Raw genomic sequence first — 16,861 nt, 5'->3', positions numbered from 1 at the left:
CGAAATGATGAATGCGGACAGCAGTCCGCGCCAGCCATATTCGACCTATCATGATTGGTATGCCAGCCAGGACAGAAATCGGCTCATAGCGAAATCCAAGGACGCCGAGAACATCTTCCGGAAAACCGGCATTACCTTCGCGGTTTACGGACACGCAGACAGCTCCGAAAAACTCATCCCCTTCGATCTCATCCCCCGCATCATCTCCGGCCGCGAATGGCGCAAGCTCGCGCAAGGCATCGAACAACGGGTCATCGCACTCAACGCCTTCCTCGACGACATCTACCACAAGCAGGAAATCATCCGCGCCGGCCGCATCCCGCGCGAACTGATCGAGAAGAACGAAGCCTTCCTGCCGCAGATGATCGGCTTCCGGCCGCCGGGCGGCGTCTACACCCACATCGTCGGCACCGACATCGTCAGAACCGGCGAAGACCAGTTCTACGTTCTCGAAGATAACGCGCGTACCCCGTCCGGCGTCAGCTACATGCTGGAAAACCGCGAAACGATGATGCAGATGTTCCCGGAACTCTTCCATCAGAACCGCGTGCGCCCGGTCGAGAACTACCCCTACCTGCTGCGGCAGAGCCTTTCGTCGCTCGCACCTCCCGGCTGCAGCGGCAAGCCGCGCGTCGCGGTGCTGACGCCCGGCATCTACAATTCGGCCTACTACGAACACGCGTTCCTCGCCGACCAGATGGGCGTCGAGCTCGTCGAAGGATCGGACCTGCGGGTGATCGACGGCAAGGTGAAGATGCGCACCACCCGCGGCTACGAGGCGATCGACGTGCTCTACCGCCGCGTCGATGACGACTTCCTCGACCCACTCACCTTCCGACCGGATTCCGCCCTCGGCATCCCCGGCATCATGGACGTCTACCGCGCCGGCAACATCACCATTGCCAACGCGCCCGGCACCGGAATTTCCGACGACAAAGCGATCTATTCCTACATGCCCGAGATCGTCGAGTTCTATACCGGCCGCAAGCCGCTCTTGGAAAACGTCCCGACCTGGCGCTGTTCCGAGCCGCAGAGCCTCAAATACGTGCTCGAGCATCTGGAAGAGCTGGTGGTCAAGGAGGTCCACGGCTCCGGCGGCTACGGCATGCTGGTAGGCCCGACGGCGACCAGGAAGGAACGCGCCGTCTTCGCCGAGAAGCTGAAAGCCCGCCCGACCAATTACATCGCCCAGCCGACGCTTTCCCTTTCCACCGTGCCGATCCTCGTCAACAAGGGCATCGCGCCCCGGCACGTCGACCTTCGCCCTTATGTCCTCGTCTCCGACAAGGTCCAGATCATCCCCGGCGGCCTGACGCGCGTGGCGCTGAAAGCCGGTTCGCTCGTCGTGAATTCCAGCCAGGGTGGCGGGACCAAGGACACCTGGGTGCTGGAGGACTGAGAGATGCTGGGAAGAACTGCAAACGGCCTCTACTGGATGTTCCGCTATATCGAACGCGCCGAAAACAGCGCCCGGCTGATCGATGCCGGCCTGCGCATGGCGCTGACCCGCAGCGAGGCAACGGAGGGCGACTGGGACGGAGTGCTGCAAAGTGCGGGCGTGCGCGAACTTTATGACGAGGTGCACGAGACGCTGACAAGCATCGACGCGATCGACTTCCTGCTGCGCGACCGGGCCAATCCCTCAAGCGTGATGTCCTGCATCGAGGCGGGCCGTCACAATGCCCGCATGGTGCGCACGGCGCTGACGCGCGAAACCTGGGAAGCCACCAACGAGTGCTATCTCGAGATGAGGGCAATGCTGTCGAAGAAGGCGCGCCCGACGGACATGCCGGAGATCATCGACATGATCAAGCGCCGCGCCGGCCTCATCCGTGGCGCCTTCCACGGCACCATGCTTCGAAACGAGATCTTCAATTTCTCGCGCATCGGCACCTTCATCGAACGGGCCGACAACACCGCCCGCATCCTTGACGTGAAGTACTACGTGCTTCTGCCGGCGGTCGCAGCCGTCGGCTCGTCGATGGACAATGTGCAATGGGAATCGATCCTGCGCTCGGTCTCGGCGCATCGCGCCTATGGCTGGGTCTATGACGCCGAACTTCGCCCCGCCAACATCGCCGACTTCCTGATTTCCAACGGCCGCATGCCGCGCTCGCTCGCCTATTGCTACGAGAAGATCGCCAGCAACCTCGGCTATCTCGAGCGGGAGTATGGCGAACGCCATGCCGCCCACGAGACGGCCGACCGGACGCTTGCGTCGCTGCGCAGCCAGTCGATCAAGGACATCATGGATCAGGGGCTGCATGAGTATCTCGAAGACTTCATCAGCCACAACAACCGCCTGGGACAGGAAATCTCCGACGGCTACCGATTCTACTAGAGCAGTTCCAGCGAAAGTGTGACGCCGTTTCGCGTTTGGAATGCGTAAAAACAAGGAAATAGAGCGCTTTCACAACTCCGTTGACCGGAAGCGTTCTAGATCGGAGGATGGCATGCACCTGAAAATCAGCCACACGACCGAATATCACTATGACGAGCCCGTGCAGTATGCCCTGCAGCGCCTGCGGCTGACGCCCCTGACACAGGTGGGCCAGACCGTGCTCGGCTGGGAGACCTTGGTCGATGGCGCTGCGATCGAAGTGAGCTACGACGACCACTTCGGCAACCGTGTGCACCTCGTCAGCGTCGACGGCGACCGCGATACGATCCGTATCACGGCCTCCGGCGAGGTCCACACGGAGGACCGCGCCGGCGTCTTCGGCCCGCACCAGTCCTATGTGCCGCTGTGGCTCTTTGCGCGCGAAACACCGCTTACCAAGGCCGGAAAGCTCATCCGAGAACTCGCAAAATCCGCCGAAGGTGACACCGACCTTGCCCGCATGCATGCGCTGATGGAGACGATCCACGAGGCGGTGACGTACAAACCCGGCGAGACCCATGCGGAAACAACGGCCGAGGATGCGCTGGAAAGCGGCCAGGGCGTCTGCCAGGACCATGCCCATATCCTGATCGCAGCGGCGCGCTCGCTCGATCTACCGGCGCGCTACATCTCGGGCTACCTGATGATGGAGGGGCACCCCGAGCAGACCGCCAGCCACGCCTGGGCCGAGGTGCATCTCAACGGGCTCGGCTGGGTCGGCTTCGATGCAGCCAACAAGATCTGCCCGGATGATCGTTATGTGCGCATCGCCTCCGGCCTCTGCTACCGCGACGCCGCCCCCATCTCCGGGCTGATCCACGGCGAGGCGAAGGAGACGCTGAAGGTGTCGGTCACGGTCGAACAGCAGCAGCAAAGCCAAAGCCAGAATCAAAGCCAGGCCCGGGGCCAGAGCCAAAATCAGAGTCAGTAGGGCCTGAGACGGGGCGGCGAGGACGCCCCGCCGAAGCTGCAGGATGTTGCGACTACCGCGAGGCGCTCGCCTGCAGGATGCGGCAGAGCGAAACCAGCCCGCTGTCATAACCGCCGCCAACGACATCGCGACAGCGTTTGATCAGCTTGACCCGCTCGCCGGCGGGCAGTGCATTGAACGCGGCCATCGAAGCACCCGGTGAAACCGAGCCTCCCGAACCGCCTCCGGTTCCACCGCCAACGCTGCCGCCACCCCCGGAGCTCCCGCCGCCGGATCCCGTTCCAACTCCCACGCCGAGCCCGAGCCCGACGCCGTTGCCGCCGCCTGCGTTGGCCTTGAGACCAGCAGTCAGGCCATTCCGTCCACCGACCGTGGCATTGACCGACGTGTTGAGCCCTTTTCCGCCGCCAAGGCCGACATCGGCATCTGCGTTGATGCCATTGGCGCCGCCGGCGCTCGCCTGCACATCGGCGTTGACGCCTTGCGCACCGCCGATCGAGGCGTTTGCGTTGGCATTGACGCCGTTTGCGCCGCCGAGCGATGCGTCGACATCGGCCTTAAGGCCGTTCGAGCCACCGAGGCCCACATTGGCGTTCAGCCCGCTCGGGCCACCGACGGACACGCCGACGCCAAGACCGTTCGCACTCTGTGAAAATGCCGGCTGGGACAGCGCCACCGTCGCAAGAAGACCGAGCGACAACGCAAATACATTCCTCCGCATGATCGTCCTCCTAACAAGGTCAGGGTCGGAATGGCCCCGACAATGGGGATACGTCGCAGGGTTGCTGCCGGTTGCAGCGGATCAGCCGAAAAGCGAGGGTTTTGCCCGGTGTGGATAACACAGGGCGAAGATGCGGCCGAAGGCGTGTCTTTTCGAAACGATGACTTATGACACGCACATAGGATCACCGCGCCGAAACCGATGCGGCGATCTTGTCTGAGGCTCCGCTCAATCGTAGCCGATCAAAGGAGGTCTATCAGACGCGCGACGCCGTCAGGCTGACCAGCGGCCCGAAAAAGCCGATGATGCGCGTAATGCGCGTCTGGCCGGGATCTAGGAATGCGATGTCCAGACCCTCGGGGAAAGATGATCCGTCGGGCATCACAAACCGCCAGGCGAAGCGTGCGATCCCATGATGAACATCCAGGTCGCTTGTCCGCGTAATGCGCGCTCCCGGATGCCTGGCCTGAATGCCGGCGATATGCGCGAGCAGTTCTTCTGCGCCGACGGCATGAACCGTTGGATCCGTATACGTTGCGCCATCGGCCCAGATCGGTACCAACCACGCCCGCCTCTGCTCGGCGTCCTCCGACGACCAGGCGGCGCAATAGGTATCGATGAGATCTGTCAGCGGCACGCTTCTTCACTCCTCTGGATCATAGGTTCCGGCGCGACGCTCGCTAAGACGACCAAGCCGAGGCGCATGCTCCTTCTCGCCGCAGAAGAGCTGGCGGCTGGGCGGCGGCTGCAAATTTGCTTCGATCGCCGCCGTTCAATGAGCACTGCCGCGGCCGCCCCGTCTGCAGGCACGTACCGTCGCGGGGACAAACTATGACGTCGACGCTGCGACGCCAATACGCACCCAGTGGTAAGTGCTTACCCAGAAGTAAGGAAAGAGGAACAGGCCTGCGGACAAAGGCGGATTGGGGCCGTCGCAGAGCAATAGCGGTGCGACGGTGACCTTTGTACGTCTGATTTGACGCAAACTGTGGCGCACGCAGAAGGACGAGCGAACCGTCCGTTCTTGCGCCGACAGCGTCAGTGGCTGTCGCGGTTCATCGGAATTTCCGCGCCCCGCGGACCGACGAGGAAGTCGAGATCCGCGCCCGTGTCGGCCTGCATCACGCTCTTGACGTAGAGGCCGGCATAACCACCCTTGAGCGGCATCACCGGAGAGACCCAGGCCGCACGACGGCGGGCCAATTCTTCGTCGGAGACGTCGAGATGGATGGTGCGGGCGGGTACGTCGACGGCGATCATGTCGCCGTTTTGAACCAGGGCCAGCGGCCCACCGTCGGCGGCTTCCGGCGCGGTATGCAGGATCACGGTGCCGTAGGCGGTACCGGACATGCGCGCATCCGAGATGCGGATCATGTCGGTAATGCCCTTCTTCAACACCTTCGGCGGCAGGCCCATATTGCCGACCTCGGCCATGCCCGGATAGCCCTTCGGGCCGCAATATTTCAGCACCATCACGCAGGTCTCGTCGATGTCGAGATCCTCGCTGTTGATGCGTGCGTGGTAGTCCTCGATGCTCTCGAACACGACCGCCCGGCCCTTGTGCTGCATCAGGTGCGGCGAAGCGGCGGACGGCTTCAACACGCAGCCCTTCGGCGCCAGGTTGCCGCGCAGCACGGCGATGCCACCTGACTTGGTCAGCGCCTTGTCGCGCGGCACGATCACGTCGTCGTTGTAGTTGACGACATCCTTGACGTCGTTCCAGATCGTGTCACCGGTGACGGTCACAGTATCCTTGTGAAGGAGGCCCATTTCGCCAACGGCCTTGATCACGACCGGCAGGCCGCCGGCATAATAGAACTCCTCCATCAGGTACTTGCCCGACGGCTGCAGGTTGACGATCGTCGGCACGTCGCGGCCGAGGCGATCCCAATCGTCGAGACTGAGGTCGACACCGACACGGCCGGCAAGCGCCAAGAGGTGCAGCACGGCGTTGGTCGAGCCGCCGACAGCGCCGTTGACGCGAATGGCGTTCTCGAAGGCCTGCTTCGTCAGGATATCCGAAGGCTTCAGATCCTCCTTGACCATGTCGACGATGCGGCGGCCGGAGAGCTGGGAGATCACCCGGCGGCGGGCATCGACGGCAGGGATCGCCGCATTGCCGGGCAGGGTCATGCCGAGCGCTTCGGCCATCGAGGCCATCGTCGAGGCCGTGCCCATGGTCATGCAGCTGCCGGCCGAGCGGGCCATGCCCTGCTCCGCGTCCATGAATTCGGCGAGCGACATCTCGCCGGACTTCACCATTTCCGAGAATTGCCAGATTGCCGTGCCGGAGCCGACGTCCTTGCCGCGCCACTTGCCATTCAGCATCGGGCCGCCGGAGACGAGGATAACCGGGATATCGACGCTGGCAGCGCCCATCAACAGGCTCGGCGTGGTCTTGTCGCAGCCGCCAAGCAGCACGACGCCATCGACCGGATTGCCGCGGATCGCTTCTTCGACGTCCATCGCCGCGAGGTTGCGGAACATCATCGCCGTCGGACGCAGCGTGCTTTCGCCGACGGAAAACACCGGAAACTCGACCGGGAAGCCGCCGGCCTCATAGACGCCACGCTTCACCCGCTCGGCAAGGTCACGCAGATGCGCGTTGCACGGCGTCAACTCCGACCAGGTGTTACAGATGCCGATGATCGGACGGCCATCGAAGGTGTCGGCGGGCAGGCCCTGGTTCTTCATCCAGGAGCGGTGCATGATGGCATTCTTGCCGGTGCCGCCGAACCAATCCTGCGAACGCAGCTTGCGCGGCCATTCAGCTTTCTTCTTCATCTCTTCCTTCCTTATGCGGCCCGCGCCGTTCACGCGGACCTGTGACGGCGCGCTTCAGGCGAGCGTGTAGGCCGTCTTGACGGTTGTGTAGAACTCGGCGGCGTAGCGTCCCTGCTCGCGCGATCCGTGCGACGAGCCCTTGCGGCCGCCAAACGGCACATGGAAGTCGACGCCCGCCGTCGGCAGGTTGACCATCACCATGCCCGCTTCCGCATTGCGCTTGAAATGGGTCGCGTGCTTGAGGCTGGTGGTGGCGATGCCCGACGACAGGCCGAAGGGTGTGTCGTTGGCGACAGAGAGCGCTTCGTCGTAGTCCCTGACCCGGATGACCGATGCGACCGGCCCGAAGATCTCTTCGCGGGAAATGCGCATGGCGTTTGTCGCCTCGGTAAACAGCGCCGGCTGCAGGTAGAAGCCGGGCGTGTCGCGTTTCAAGAGCTCGCCGCCGAAGGCAAGCTTGGCGCCTTCCTGCTTTCCGATGGCGATATAGTCGGTGTCCTGGTTGAGCTGGCTCTGGTCGACCACCGGACCGATCTGGGTGCCTGCCTTCAAGGCGTCGTCGATAACAAGCCCCTTCATCCGCTCGCCCATCGCGGCAACGAAACGATCATGAATGCCCTCGGTGACGATGAGGCGGGACGACGCGGTGCAGCGCTGGCCGGTGGAGAAGAAGGCGGAATTGACCGCTGCCTCGACCGCGACATTGAGATCGGCATCGTCGAGCACGACAAAGGGGTTCTTGCCGCCCATCTCCAGCTGGTATTTGCGATTGTGCTCGACCGAAGCCAGTGCGACGCATTTGCCGGTACCGGTCGAGCCGGTAAAGGTGATGGCGTGCACGTCGGGGCTGTCGAGCATCGCCTGGCCGACGACCGAGCCCTTGCCCATGACGAGGTTCAACACGCCCTTCGGCAGGCCGGCGCGGTGCAGGATATCGACGATCGCCCAGGAACTGCCGGGCACCAGCTCGGCCGGCTTGAAGACAACGGTGTTGCCGTAACAAAGCGCCGGCGCGATCTTCCAGGCAGGAATGGCGATCGGGAAATTCCAGGGCGTGATGATGCCGACGACGCCGACCGGTTCTCGGGTGATCTCGACGCCGATATTGGGCCTTGCCGACGGCAGCACTTCGCCCGCCAACCGCAGGCATTCGCCGGCGAAGAAGTCGAAGATCTGGCTGGCGCGCACCGTCTCGCCGATGCCTTCGGCCAATGTCTTGCCTTCCTCGCGCGACAACAGCCTGCCGAGCTCGTCCTTGCGGGCAAGGATCTCGTCGGCGGTTTTTCTCAGGATCGCATGGCGCTCGAGGATGCCGGAGCGCGACCAGGCCGGAAACGCCGCCTTCGCAGCGGCAATCGCCGCCCGCGCATCGTCCGCTGACGCGCGGGCATATTCGCCGACCACGTCGTTGGTGTCGGACGGGTTGATGTTGGCAACCCCGTCACCACCGACCCATTCGCCGGCAATCAGGTTTTGGTGCAATGTCATAGGCTTCGAGCCTCCGTCATGAACGCGAGCGACCGTCCCTCTCGAACGGTCGCGCCTGGAGATCTGTCAGAGCTGACGGATCGCGACTTCTTCGTCTGCCGCGATGGCAAGCGCGTTGCGAAGCGGCAGGCCGAAGCCCGAAGCCTCGATCTCGAACACGTCGCCTTCCTCGGTGCGGATGCCGTCACCGAAGGACAGCGTTGCCGTGCCGAACATGTGCACGTGCACGTCGCCCGGCTGGCGGAACAGGCCATACTTGAAATGGTGATGCTCAAGATTGGCGAAGCTGTGCGACATGTTGGCTTCGCCCGACAGGAACGGCTTTTCCCAGAGCACCTTTCCGCCGCGCAGGATGCGCGACATGCCACGGATATCCTCCGGCGCCACGCCGATGCGGATTTCCGGACCGAAGCTTGCCTGACGCAGCTTCGAATGCGCCAGCCAGAGGTAGTTGACCCGTTCGGTCTTGTGGTCGGAGAACTCGTTGGCAACGGCGAAACCGATACGGAACGGAACGCCCTTGTCAGAGATAACGTAGATGCCGGCCATTTCCGGCTCTTCGCCGCCGTCCTCGGCAAAAGCGGGCGAAACGAGCGCATCACCGGGCGCCACGGCGGACGTGCCGTTGCCCTTGTAGAACCATTCAGGCTGCACGCCGGTCTCGCCTGATTTCGGCTTGCCGCCTTCGAGGCCCATGCGGAACATCTTCATCGAGTCCGTCAACGTTTCCTCGGCTGCCTCGCTTGTCTTCTTGTGCATGGCGTCGCGGGTCGCAGCCGAGCCCAAGTGCGTGAGCCCCGTGCCGGTCAGATGCAAGTGCGCCGGATCCGGATGGGTGATCGGCGGCAGGAAGCGTCCCTCCGCATAGGCCTTGTCGAGGTCGACGGCGGCCCCGAGACCCTTGGCCTCGATCGTCTCCTTCAGGCTGCGCCCGGCATTGGCCGCTTCCATCGCCAGCGCATAGACGCTCGCCGCACCGTTCACCGCATGCGCCGCCTCACCGGGCTGCCGCACCGCCACCGTGATCGATCCGTCTTCGTTCCTGATCTGCGAAATCAGCACGATGCTATCCTTCCTATCGTCTCGGGTCGCTGTGTTCGCCTTCTCGAGGCAAAAGCGTTCCCGTGGGTGGCTCTCGCCACCCAATTCCGGCGGACCAATCCGCCGATCCTGGCAGCCGCGGCTGCCGGTGAATGTTACTGGTTTACGCCGGGTCTTATGGCTTTCCGCTCAACCCTTGTTCTTGTTGTAGACATCGAAGAACACCGCAGCGAGGAGCACGAGGCCCTTGATCAGTTGCTGGTAATCGATGCCGATGCCCATGATCGACATGCCGTTGTTCATCACGCCCATGATGAAGGCGCCGATGACAGCCCCGATGATCTTGCCGACGCCGCCCGACGCCGAGGCGCCGCCGATGAAGCAGGCCGCGATCACGTCGAGCTCGAAGCCGACACCCGCTTTCGGCGTGGCCGAGTTGAGCCGTGCGGTGATGATCATGCCGGCGAGTGCGGCAAGCACGCCCATGTTGACGAAGGTGTAGAAGGTCAGCCGTTCGGTATTGATGCCCGAAAGCTTTGTCGCCTTCACGTTGCCGCCCATCGCATAGATGCGCCGGCCGATCGTCGATCGGGTGGTGATGAAGGTGTAGAGCGCGATCAGCACGGCCATGGCGATCAGCACGTTCGGCAGGCCGCGATAGGTCGCGAGCTGGAAGCCGATGAACAGCGCCACGGCGGCGATGACCGCCATCTGCACGGCGAAGAAGATGAACGGCTCGTTTTCCGTGCCGTGCTGCTCGTTGATCTTGCGGTCGCGAATGCCCGCATAGATCGCGTAGCCGACCAGCGCGATGACGGCGACGAGCGCCACCATGTTCTGGATTGTCTCGGGCGCCGGGTTGAGGAAATAGAGGAAATCCGGAACGAAGCCCGTCGACAGCAGCTGGAATTCCTTCGGGAACGGACCGATCGGGCGGCCGCCGAGCACCACATAGGTGAGCCCGCGAAAAACCAGCATGCCGGCCAGTGTGACGATGAAGGACGGGATCTTCTGGTAGGCAACCCAATAGCCCTGCGCCGCCCCCATGATGCCGCCAACGATCAGACAGGCGGGGATGACGACGATGGCCGGCAGGCCCCATTTGACCAGCATGATCGCCGAAATCGCGCCGATGAAGGCGACGATCGAGCCGACCGACAGGTCGATATGCCCGGCGACGATGATCAGCAGCATGCCGAGCGCCATGATGACGATGAACGAGTTCTGCAGCACCAGGTTGGTGATGTTGACCGGCTTGAACAGGACGCCATTCGTGACGAACTGGAAGAACAGCATGATCACGACGAGCGCGACCAGCAGGCCGTATTCGCGGATGTTGTTCTTGAGGTAGTCCCCGATCGAGGGGTTGTTGTTTTGGGTGCTCGTATCGGCGACCATTAGTGTTTCTCCCCTGAACGCATGATGGCACGCATGATGGATTCCTGACTCGCTTCCGCCTTCGAAAGCTCCGCGACGATGCGGCCTTCGTTCATGACGTAGATGCGATCGCAGGTTCCAAGCAGCTCCGGCATTTCCGATGAGATCATCAGGATGCCCTTACCCTCGGCGGCAAGCTGGTTGATGATGGTGTAGATCTCATACTTCGCGCCGATATCGATGCCGCGTGTCGGCTCGTCGAGAATGAGAACTTCCGGATTGGTGAACAACCATTTGGACAAGACGACCTTCTGCTGGTTGCCGCCCGAAAGGTTGACCGTTTCCTGATAGATCGAGTGCGAGCGGATGCGCAGCTTCGAGCGATAGTCGGAAGCGACCTTCGCTTCCTTGCGATCGTCGATGACGCCGTTTGCGGCCACCGCCTTCAGGTTGGAGAGCGTCGTGTTCTCCTTGATGTTGTTGATCAGCACGAGACCGAGCTGCTTGCGGTCCTCGGTGACATAGGCAAGCCCCGCATCGATCGCCCGCGGAATGGTGCTGACGTCGACGGGCTTGCCGCGCATCTTCACGTCGCCGGTGATCTTGTGGCCCCAGGACTTGCCGAAGAGGCTCATCGCCGTTTCGGTGCGCCCTGCCCCCATCAACCCGGCGATGCCGACGACCTCGCCGGCGCGCACCGTGAAATTGACGTCGTGCAGGAACTGACGATCGCGGTGCTGCTGATGGAAGACGTTCCAGTTCTTAACTTCGAGCAGCGTCTCGCCAATCTTCGGTTCGCGCGGCGGATAGCGGTCTTCCATGGCGCGGCCGACCATACCCTTGATGATCCGGTCTTCGCCGATGTCTTCGCTGTGACAGTCGAGCGTCTCGACCGTGCCGCCATCGCGCAGGATGGTGATCTGGTCGGCGACCTTCCGGATCTCGTTCAGCTTGTGCGAGATGATGATCGAGGTCATGCCCTGCGTGCGAAACTCCATGAGCAGCTTCAAAAGCGCATCGGAGTCGGTTTCGTTGAGCGAGGCGGTCGGCTCGTCGAGGATCAACAGCCGCACCTTCTTCGATAGCGCCTTGGCGATCTCGACCAACTGCTGCTTGCCGACACCGATGTCGGTGATCAGCGTCGCCGGGCTCTCGCTGAGGCCCACCTTCTTCAAGAGTTCCTGGGTGCGGGCAAAGGTCTGCGGCCAGTGGATCACGCCGTTGCTGGCGATCTCGTTGCCGAGGAAGATGTTCTCGGCGATCGAAAGCAGCGGCACCAGCGCCAGTTCCTGGTGGATGATGATGATGCCGAGGTCTTCGCTGTCGGAAATCGTCGAGAAGCGACGGGCTTCGCCGCCATAGTGGATCTCGCCGTCATAGGTGCCGGCGGGATAGACGCCGCTCAGCACCTTCATCAGCGTCGACTTGCCGGCGCCGTTTTCGCCGACGAGTGCGTGGATCTCGCCTTCGCGGACCTTGAAGCTGACATTGTCCAGCGCCTTGACGCCCGGAAACGTCTTGGTGATGCCCCGCATTTCAAGAATGATATTGTCCATGTTCAGTCATTCCAGCGGCAGTCTTCGAGAGAGTACCGGCTCCGTCATCTGGATAGAAGGGCCCGCGCGCATGCACGGGCCCTCACGCTCAAAAAGATCAATTATTGATCTGGTCTTCGGTGTAGTAACCGGAGGAAACCAGCACGTCCTTGATGTTGGACTTGTCGACGGCAACCGGCTTCAAGAGGTAGGACGGAACCACCTTGACGCCGTTGTCATAGGTCTTGGTGTCGTTCACTTCCGGCTCCTTGCCTTCCATGATCGCGTTGACCATGCCGACGGTGACCTTGGCGAGTTCGCGCGTGTCCTTGAAGATCGACGAATACTGTTCGCCGGCAAGGATCGACTTGACCGACGGCAGCTCGGCGTCCTGACCGGTCACGGCAGGCATCGCCATGTCGCCCGAGCCGTAACCGACGCCCTTCAGCGCCGAGATGATGCCGATCGACAGGCCGTCATAAGGCGACAGAACGCCATCGACCTTGGCGTCGGTGTAGTTCGACGACAGCAGGTTTTCCATGCGGGCCTGGGCAACGGCACCGTCCCAACGCAGCGTGCCGACCTGGTCCATGCCCTTCTGGCCGGACTTGACCACGATCTTCTTGCTGTCGATCAGCGGCTGCAGGACCGACATCGCGCCATCGTAGAAGAAGAAGGCGTTGTTATCGTCAGGCGAACCGCCGAACAGTTCGATGTTCTTCGGCTCGGTTGCGCCGTCGAGCTTGAGGCCCTGGACGAGCGAGGTTGCCTGCTGCACGCCAACCTGGAAGTTGTCGAAGGTGGCGTAGTAGTCGACATTGCCCGAGTCGCGGATCAGGCGGTCATAGGCGATGACCTTGACGCCGGCGTCGTGCGCCTTCTGCAGGATGTCGGAGAGCGTCGTGCCGTCGATGGCGCCGATGACGAGAACCTTGGCACCCTTGGTCACCATGTTTTCGATCTGGGCAAGCTGGTTCGGGATGTCGTCGTCAGCGAACTGCAGGTCCGGCGTGTAGCCCGCTTCCTTGAACAGCTTCTCCATGGTCTCGCCGTCGGAAATCCAGCGGGTCGACGTCTTCGTCGGCATGGAAATGCCGACCGTGCCCTTGTCCTGCGCAAATGCCGGTGCAGCGAAGGACGCGATCGAAATCGCGGCGGCTGCGAGAAGCGAAGTCATCAATTTCATCAGTTCTCTCCCAAAAAAGTTGAAGCCGGCAGGCGAGAGCCTTTCCGTCTATGCGCAGCAATCCGCCGCCCGAGATCTTCGTCTCCGGCTGCGGTCAAGGTGAAGGAGAGGCCTCCCCGCCTCGCATGCTCCTACATGCGCTGGCACATAAGCAAAAACTGGAATGAAACCATATAACTGTCAAATACAATATTGCTTTGAATACATACCAAAAATGATATATCGAGCGCAAACAGTGTGATTTTTGAAAATCCCTGAAAACCAAATAAAAAAACGCAGAGGTTGAAATGCGCGATCAGAAACCGAGCACCGCCGGCGAACTCGTCGATTCGACGCTCTTCCGCTCGGGCCTGAAGATCAGCCACCTCCGCCTGATTCTCGCGATCGACGATCACCGCCGTATCAGCGCCGCCGCCGACGCCCTCGGCATCTCGCAACCGGCGGCATCGCGCATGCTCTCGGAAATCGAGACCATGCTGAAGGCGCCGGTGTGCGAACGCGTGGCGCGTGGCGTCCTGTTGACGCCCTATGGCGAAGCGCTGGCGCGGCGCGCGCGCAGTATATTTCTGGAGCTGCGGGAGGCATCGCGCGAGATCAACGAGCTGAAGACCGGCAGCGGCGGTTCGGTCTCGCTCGGCTCTGTCACGGGCCCGGCGCTCAACCTCGCTGTACCCGCCATCCGCCAGGTGATGACCGCCTATCCCGGCATCGAGATCAACGTCCAGATCGAAAACAGCAACGTGCTGGCCAGGGAACTGCTCGCCGCCCGACACGATTTCATCATCGGCCGCATCCCCGACGACCAGCCGCCGCGGCTCTTCAACATGGTGGAGATCGGCTACGAGGAAGTCTGCCTGATCGTGCGCGACGGCCATCCGCTGCTCGACAAGCCCATGGTCGTCGCCGAGGACCTGCCCTCCTATGACTGGGTATTCCAGCCGCCCGGCACGCTTCTGAGGCGCGCGGTCGAAGACAGTTTCGTCGCGGCAGGGGTGCGGTTGCCGGCGACCGTGATCAACACCTCGTCGATCATCCTGACGCTGTCGATCGTGCGCAACACAAACGCAATTGCACCAGTGGCGCTCGACGTCGCCAACCTGATTGCCGGCAACGGCACGCCGGCCGGGGAAATCCGCATCCTGAAGACCGAGATCCCGATCCGCATCAAACCCTATGGGCTGATCACCGCCGAGGGACGCGCGCTGCCGCCGAGCGCCAAGCTGCTCTACGACCTGATCCTCAAGCAAGGCCGCGCCTGACCAGCCCGGGCATGATCACGCTGATCAGCCCGGGATAATCTCCGCCTGCCATTTTGCACGGCGATCGGAGACGTCATGTTTGGAATGTCAGTCTTTCAGTCGGTGCTCGAGCGGCTGAAATCGGAAGAGGATATCGAACCGGAACCGGCCGAAGCGACGCGTGTCGCCACGCCCTATGCCCCGGCATTCGACAACACCTTTGCGGCCGAAAGCGCCCGCTCGGCTGCCTTCGGCGCCGTCGAGCGCGCCTATCTCGATGCGTCTTTCGTGGAGCCGCCGCCTCCACCGGTCATGCCGGATTATCTCAACCGTACGACGCTTGCAGACGTGGCCGAGGAACTGGCGCTTGTCGACGGCGAAACGCAGGTGACGCTCGCGGCAAAACGGCGGGCCTTCGCGGCCCTGAACCATCCGGACCGATTGCCGGCCGCTTTCCGCGCCAATGCCACCGTGCGCATGAAGATCGCCAACATGCTGATCGACGAAGCCGCAAAGCAGATGCGCGCCATCAACCCGGCGCCGTGAACCTCAGCCGGCAGCGTCGCTCCCGTCGCCCTTGCCTTGCCCCTCGTCCCCGGCCTTCTCGACGCCCCTCTCGCTCGGCTTGTAGAAAACCAGAAGCGCTGCCGAGGCATAGGCGGTGACCGCGAGGAAGATCATCCCCCACATCGTCTGCTCGCCCAGGAATTCGACCACTGTCCAGACGCCGCAGAAGCCCACGATCAGCAGGCGGATCCACAGTGGGCGGTAGAAGGGATGGTCCGGGTCGATGAACTTGAGCATTCTGTCCTCTGGTGGCCTTGTCGCGTGCATCCCATTTAGGGGAAAATCGTCGCGGACGGCAAGGCCATGGCCTCCGACTCCCCTTGACGGATACAATAAAAATGGAATAAAAATTCCGAAATAATCCACATCGGAGACTTCGTTCCAAATAAGGAAGTGACCGAGTGGAAACGGAGGCATCAAGGGAGAGGCGCTGGCGTAGCGTTCCAACGCGCGGTCTTTCGTGGCAATTCTCCAACCCATTCGCGGAAGCAGCGTTCCGCGGCGCCTTTGCGCGATGAGCGCCGATCATCACGCCCCTTCCCGGTCGCGAACCGGAATTCGAGAGAAACAGAGATGACAGTCAGATTTGGTCTTCTGGGCGCCGGCCGCATCGGCAAGGTTCACGCGAAAGCCGTCAGCGGCAATCCGGACGCTGTGCTTGTTGCCGTCGCCGATGCCTTCCCCGCCGCCGCCGATGCCATCGCCAAGCAGTATGGCTGCGAGGTCCGCACCATCGAAGCGATGGAAGCGGCCAAGGACATCGACGCCGTCGTCATCTGCACGCCGACCGATACCCATGCCGACCTGATCGAACGCTTCGCCCGCGCCGGCAAGGCAATCTTCTGCGAAAAGCCCGTCGATCTCGACGCCGAGCGCGTCAAGGCCTGCCTCAAGGTCGTGAGCGAGACCAAGGCCAAGCTGATGGTCGGCTTCAACCGCCGCTTCGACCCGCATTTCATGGCCGTGAAGAAGGCGATCGATGCCGGCAAGATCGGCGACGTCGAAATGGTGACGATCACCTCGCGCGATCCGGGCGCCCCGCCCGTCGACTACATCAAGCGTTCGGGCGGCATCTTCCGCGACATGACCATCCATGACTTCGACATGGCCCGCTTCCTGCTCGGCGAAGAGCCGGTCTCGGTCACGGCAACCGCTGCCGTTCTCGTCGACAAGGCGATCGGCGAAGCCGGCGACTATGACAGCGTCTCGGTCATCCTGCAGACGGCGTCCGGCAAGCAGGCGATCATCTCCAATTCCCGACGCGCCACCTACGGCTACGACCAGCGCATCGAAGTGCACGGCTCGAAGGGCGTGGCTTCGGCCGAGAACCAGCGCCCGGTCTCGATCGAGATCGCCAATGGCGACGGCTACACCCGCCCGCCACTGCACGACTTCTTCATGACCCGCTACACCGAAGCCTATGCCAACGAGATCGAGAGCTTTATCGCCGCGATCGAAAAGGGTGCGGAAATCACGCCGTCCGGCAAGGATGGTCTCGCGGCTCTCGCGCTTGCCGATGCGGCTGTAAAGTCCGTCGTCGAAAAGCGCCAGATCAGCGTCGCCTGAGCCTTCGACCGACGACCGATCAAGGAAAAAGGCCGGGCGCCATATGC

At 62.4% G+C, this 16,861-nt stretch carries 15 protein-coding genes; 6 read left to right on the top strand and 9 right to left on the bottom strand.

Annotation, left to right across the window (positions count from 1 at the left end; translation table 11 throughout):
• Positions 1 to 4 precede the first annotated feature (4 nt).
• The 3 genes from JVX98_RS27295 (at position 5) to JVX98_RS27285 (ending at position 3,311) form a co-directional block, all read left to right on the top strand.
• The gene (locus JVX98_RS27295; RefSeq protein ID WP_034803477.1) at positions 5 to 1,399 is read left to right on the top strand and encodes a circularly permuted type 2 ATP-grasp protein; all 1,395 of its coding nucleotides are present in this window, start codon (positions 5 to 7) and stop codon (positions 1,397 to 1,399) included.
• Between the two features lie 3 nt (positions 1,400 to 1,402).
• A complete protein-coding gene (locus JVX98_RS27290) occupies positions 1,403 to 2,341 on the top strand; it encodes an alpha-E domain-containing protein (protein ID WP_205238086.1) in 939 nt (312 codons plus the stop codon).
• A 112-nt stretch (positions 2,342 to 2,453) separates the two neighbouring features.
• Positions 2,454 to 3,311, top strand: a complete 858-nt coding sequence (locus JVX98_RS27285; protein WP_205238085.1) for a transglutaminase family protein — start codon at positions 2,454 to 2,456, stop codon at positions 3,309 to 3,311.
• A gap of 52 nt (positions 3,312 to 3,363) precedes the next feature.
• On the opposite strand, the gene JVX98_RS27280 is transcribed toward JVX98_RS27285, so the two are convergent.
• The 8 genes from JVX98_RS27280 to chvE form a co-directional block, all read right to left on the bottom strand.
• Complete coding sequence (locus JVX98_RS27280; protein ID WP_060518841.1) at positions 3,364 to 4,032, bottom strand: hypothetical protein; 669 nt, start codon at positions 4,030 to 4,032, stop codon at positions 3,364 to 3,366.
• Positions 4,033 to 4,288: 256 nt separating this feature from the next.
• Positions 4,289 to 4,669, bottom strand: a complete 381-nt coding sequence (locus tag JVX98_RS27275; RefSeq protein WP_205238084.1) for a hypothetical protein — start codon at positions 4,667 to 4,669, stop codon at positions 4,289 to 4,291.
• A gap of 401 nt (positions 4,670 to 5,070) precedes the next feature.
• Entirely contained in the window at positions 5,071 to 6,816 is a 1,746-nt protein-coding gene (gene araD, locus JVX98_RS27270; RefSeq protein ID WP_205238083.1) for an L-arabinonate dehydratase, read from the bottom strand.
• 54 nt (positions 6,817 to 6,870) lie between these two features.
• Positions 6,871 to 8,304: an aldehyde dehydrogenase family protein gene (locus JVX98_RS27265; RefSeq protein ID WP_205238082.1), complete on the bottom strand. Its 1,434-nt coding sequence runs from the start codon at positions 8,302 to 8,304 to the stop codon at positions 6,871 to 6,873.
• Between the two features lie 66 nt (positions 8,305 to 8,370).
• Positions 8,371 to 9,366, bottom strand: coding sequence for an AraD1 family protein (araD1, locus tag JVX98_RS27260; RefSeq protein WP_205238081.1), 996 nt, complete (start codon positions 9,364 to 9,366; stop codon positions 8,371 to 8,373).
• A gap of 168 nt (positions 9,367 to 9,534) precedes the next feature.
• Positions 9,535 to 10,743: a multiple monosaccharide ABC transporter permease gene (mmsB, locus tag JVX98_RS27255; RefSeq protein WP_205238080.1), complete on the bottom strand. Its 1,209-nt coding sequence runs from the start codon at positions 10,741 to 10,743 to the stop codon at positions 9,535 to 9,537.
• Complete coding sequence (mmsA, locus tag JVX98_RS27250) at positions 10,743 to 12,278, bottom strand: multiple monosaccharide ABC transporter ATP-binding protein (protein WP_192446992.1); 1,536 nt, start codon at positions 12,276 to 12,278, stop codon at positions 10,743 to 10,745. Before mmsA ends, mmsB begins: the two co-directional genes overlap by 1 nt.
• A 97-nt stretch (positions 12,279 to 12,375) precedes the next feature.
• Positions 12,376 to 13,443 carry a multiple monosaccharide ABC transporter substrate-binding protein gene (gene chvE, locus JVX98_RS27245; protein ID WP_034793892.1) on the bottom strand — a complete coding sequence of 356 codons (1,068 nt, stop codon included), beginning with the start codon at positions 13,441 to 13,443 and terminating at the stop codon, positions 12,376 to 12,378.
• Positions 13,444 to 13,730: 287 nt separating this feature from the next.
• Here chvE and JVX98_RS27240 point away from each other — a divergent pair, with 287 nt between their 5' ends.
• The gene (locus JVX98_RS27240) at positions 13,731 to 14,702 is read left to right on the top strand and encodes a LysR family transcriptional regulator (RefSeq protein WP_043611663.1); all 972 of its coding nucleotides are present in this window, start codon (positions 13,731 to 13,733) and stop codon (positions 14,700 to 14,702) included.
• 75 nt (positions 14,703 to 14,777) lie between these two features.
• Positions 14,778 to 15,227, top strand: a complete 450-nt coding sequence (locus JVX98_RS27235; protein WP_205238079.1) for a hypothetical protein — start codon at positions 14,778 to 14,780, stop codon at positions 15,225 to 15,227.
• A gap of 3 nt (positions 15,228 to 15,230) precedes the next feature.
• Here JVX98_RS27235 and JVX98_RS27230 read toward each other — a convergent pair whose 3' ends face one another.
• Positions 15,231 to 15,485 carry a hypothetical protein gene (locus tag JVX98_RS27230; protein ID WP_192446995.1) on the bottom strand — a complete coding sequence of 85 codons (255 nt, stop codon included), beginning with the start codon at positions 15,483 to 15,485 and terminating at the stop codon, positions 15,231 to 15,233.
• A 336-nt stretch (positions 15,486 to 15,821) separates the two neighbouring features.
• Between JVX98_RS27230 and iolG the strand changes: the two genes are divergently transcribed.
• Entirely contained in the window at positions 15,822 to 16,814 is a 993-nt protein-coding gene (gene iolG / locus JVX98_RS27225; RefSeq protein WP_192446996.1) for an inositol 2-dehydrogenase, read from the top strand.
• The last annotated feature ends 47 nt before the right edge of the window (positions 16,815 to 16,861 follow it).

This window comes from Ensifer sp. PDNC004 (assembly GCF_016919405.1).
GTDB lineage: Bacteria > Pseudomonadota > Alphaproteobacteria > Rhizobiales > Rhizobiaceae > Ensifer.
The sequence above is the reverse complement of the archived record's forward strand: the minus strand, read 5'-3'. Positions and strand labels throughout refer to the sequence as shown.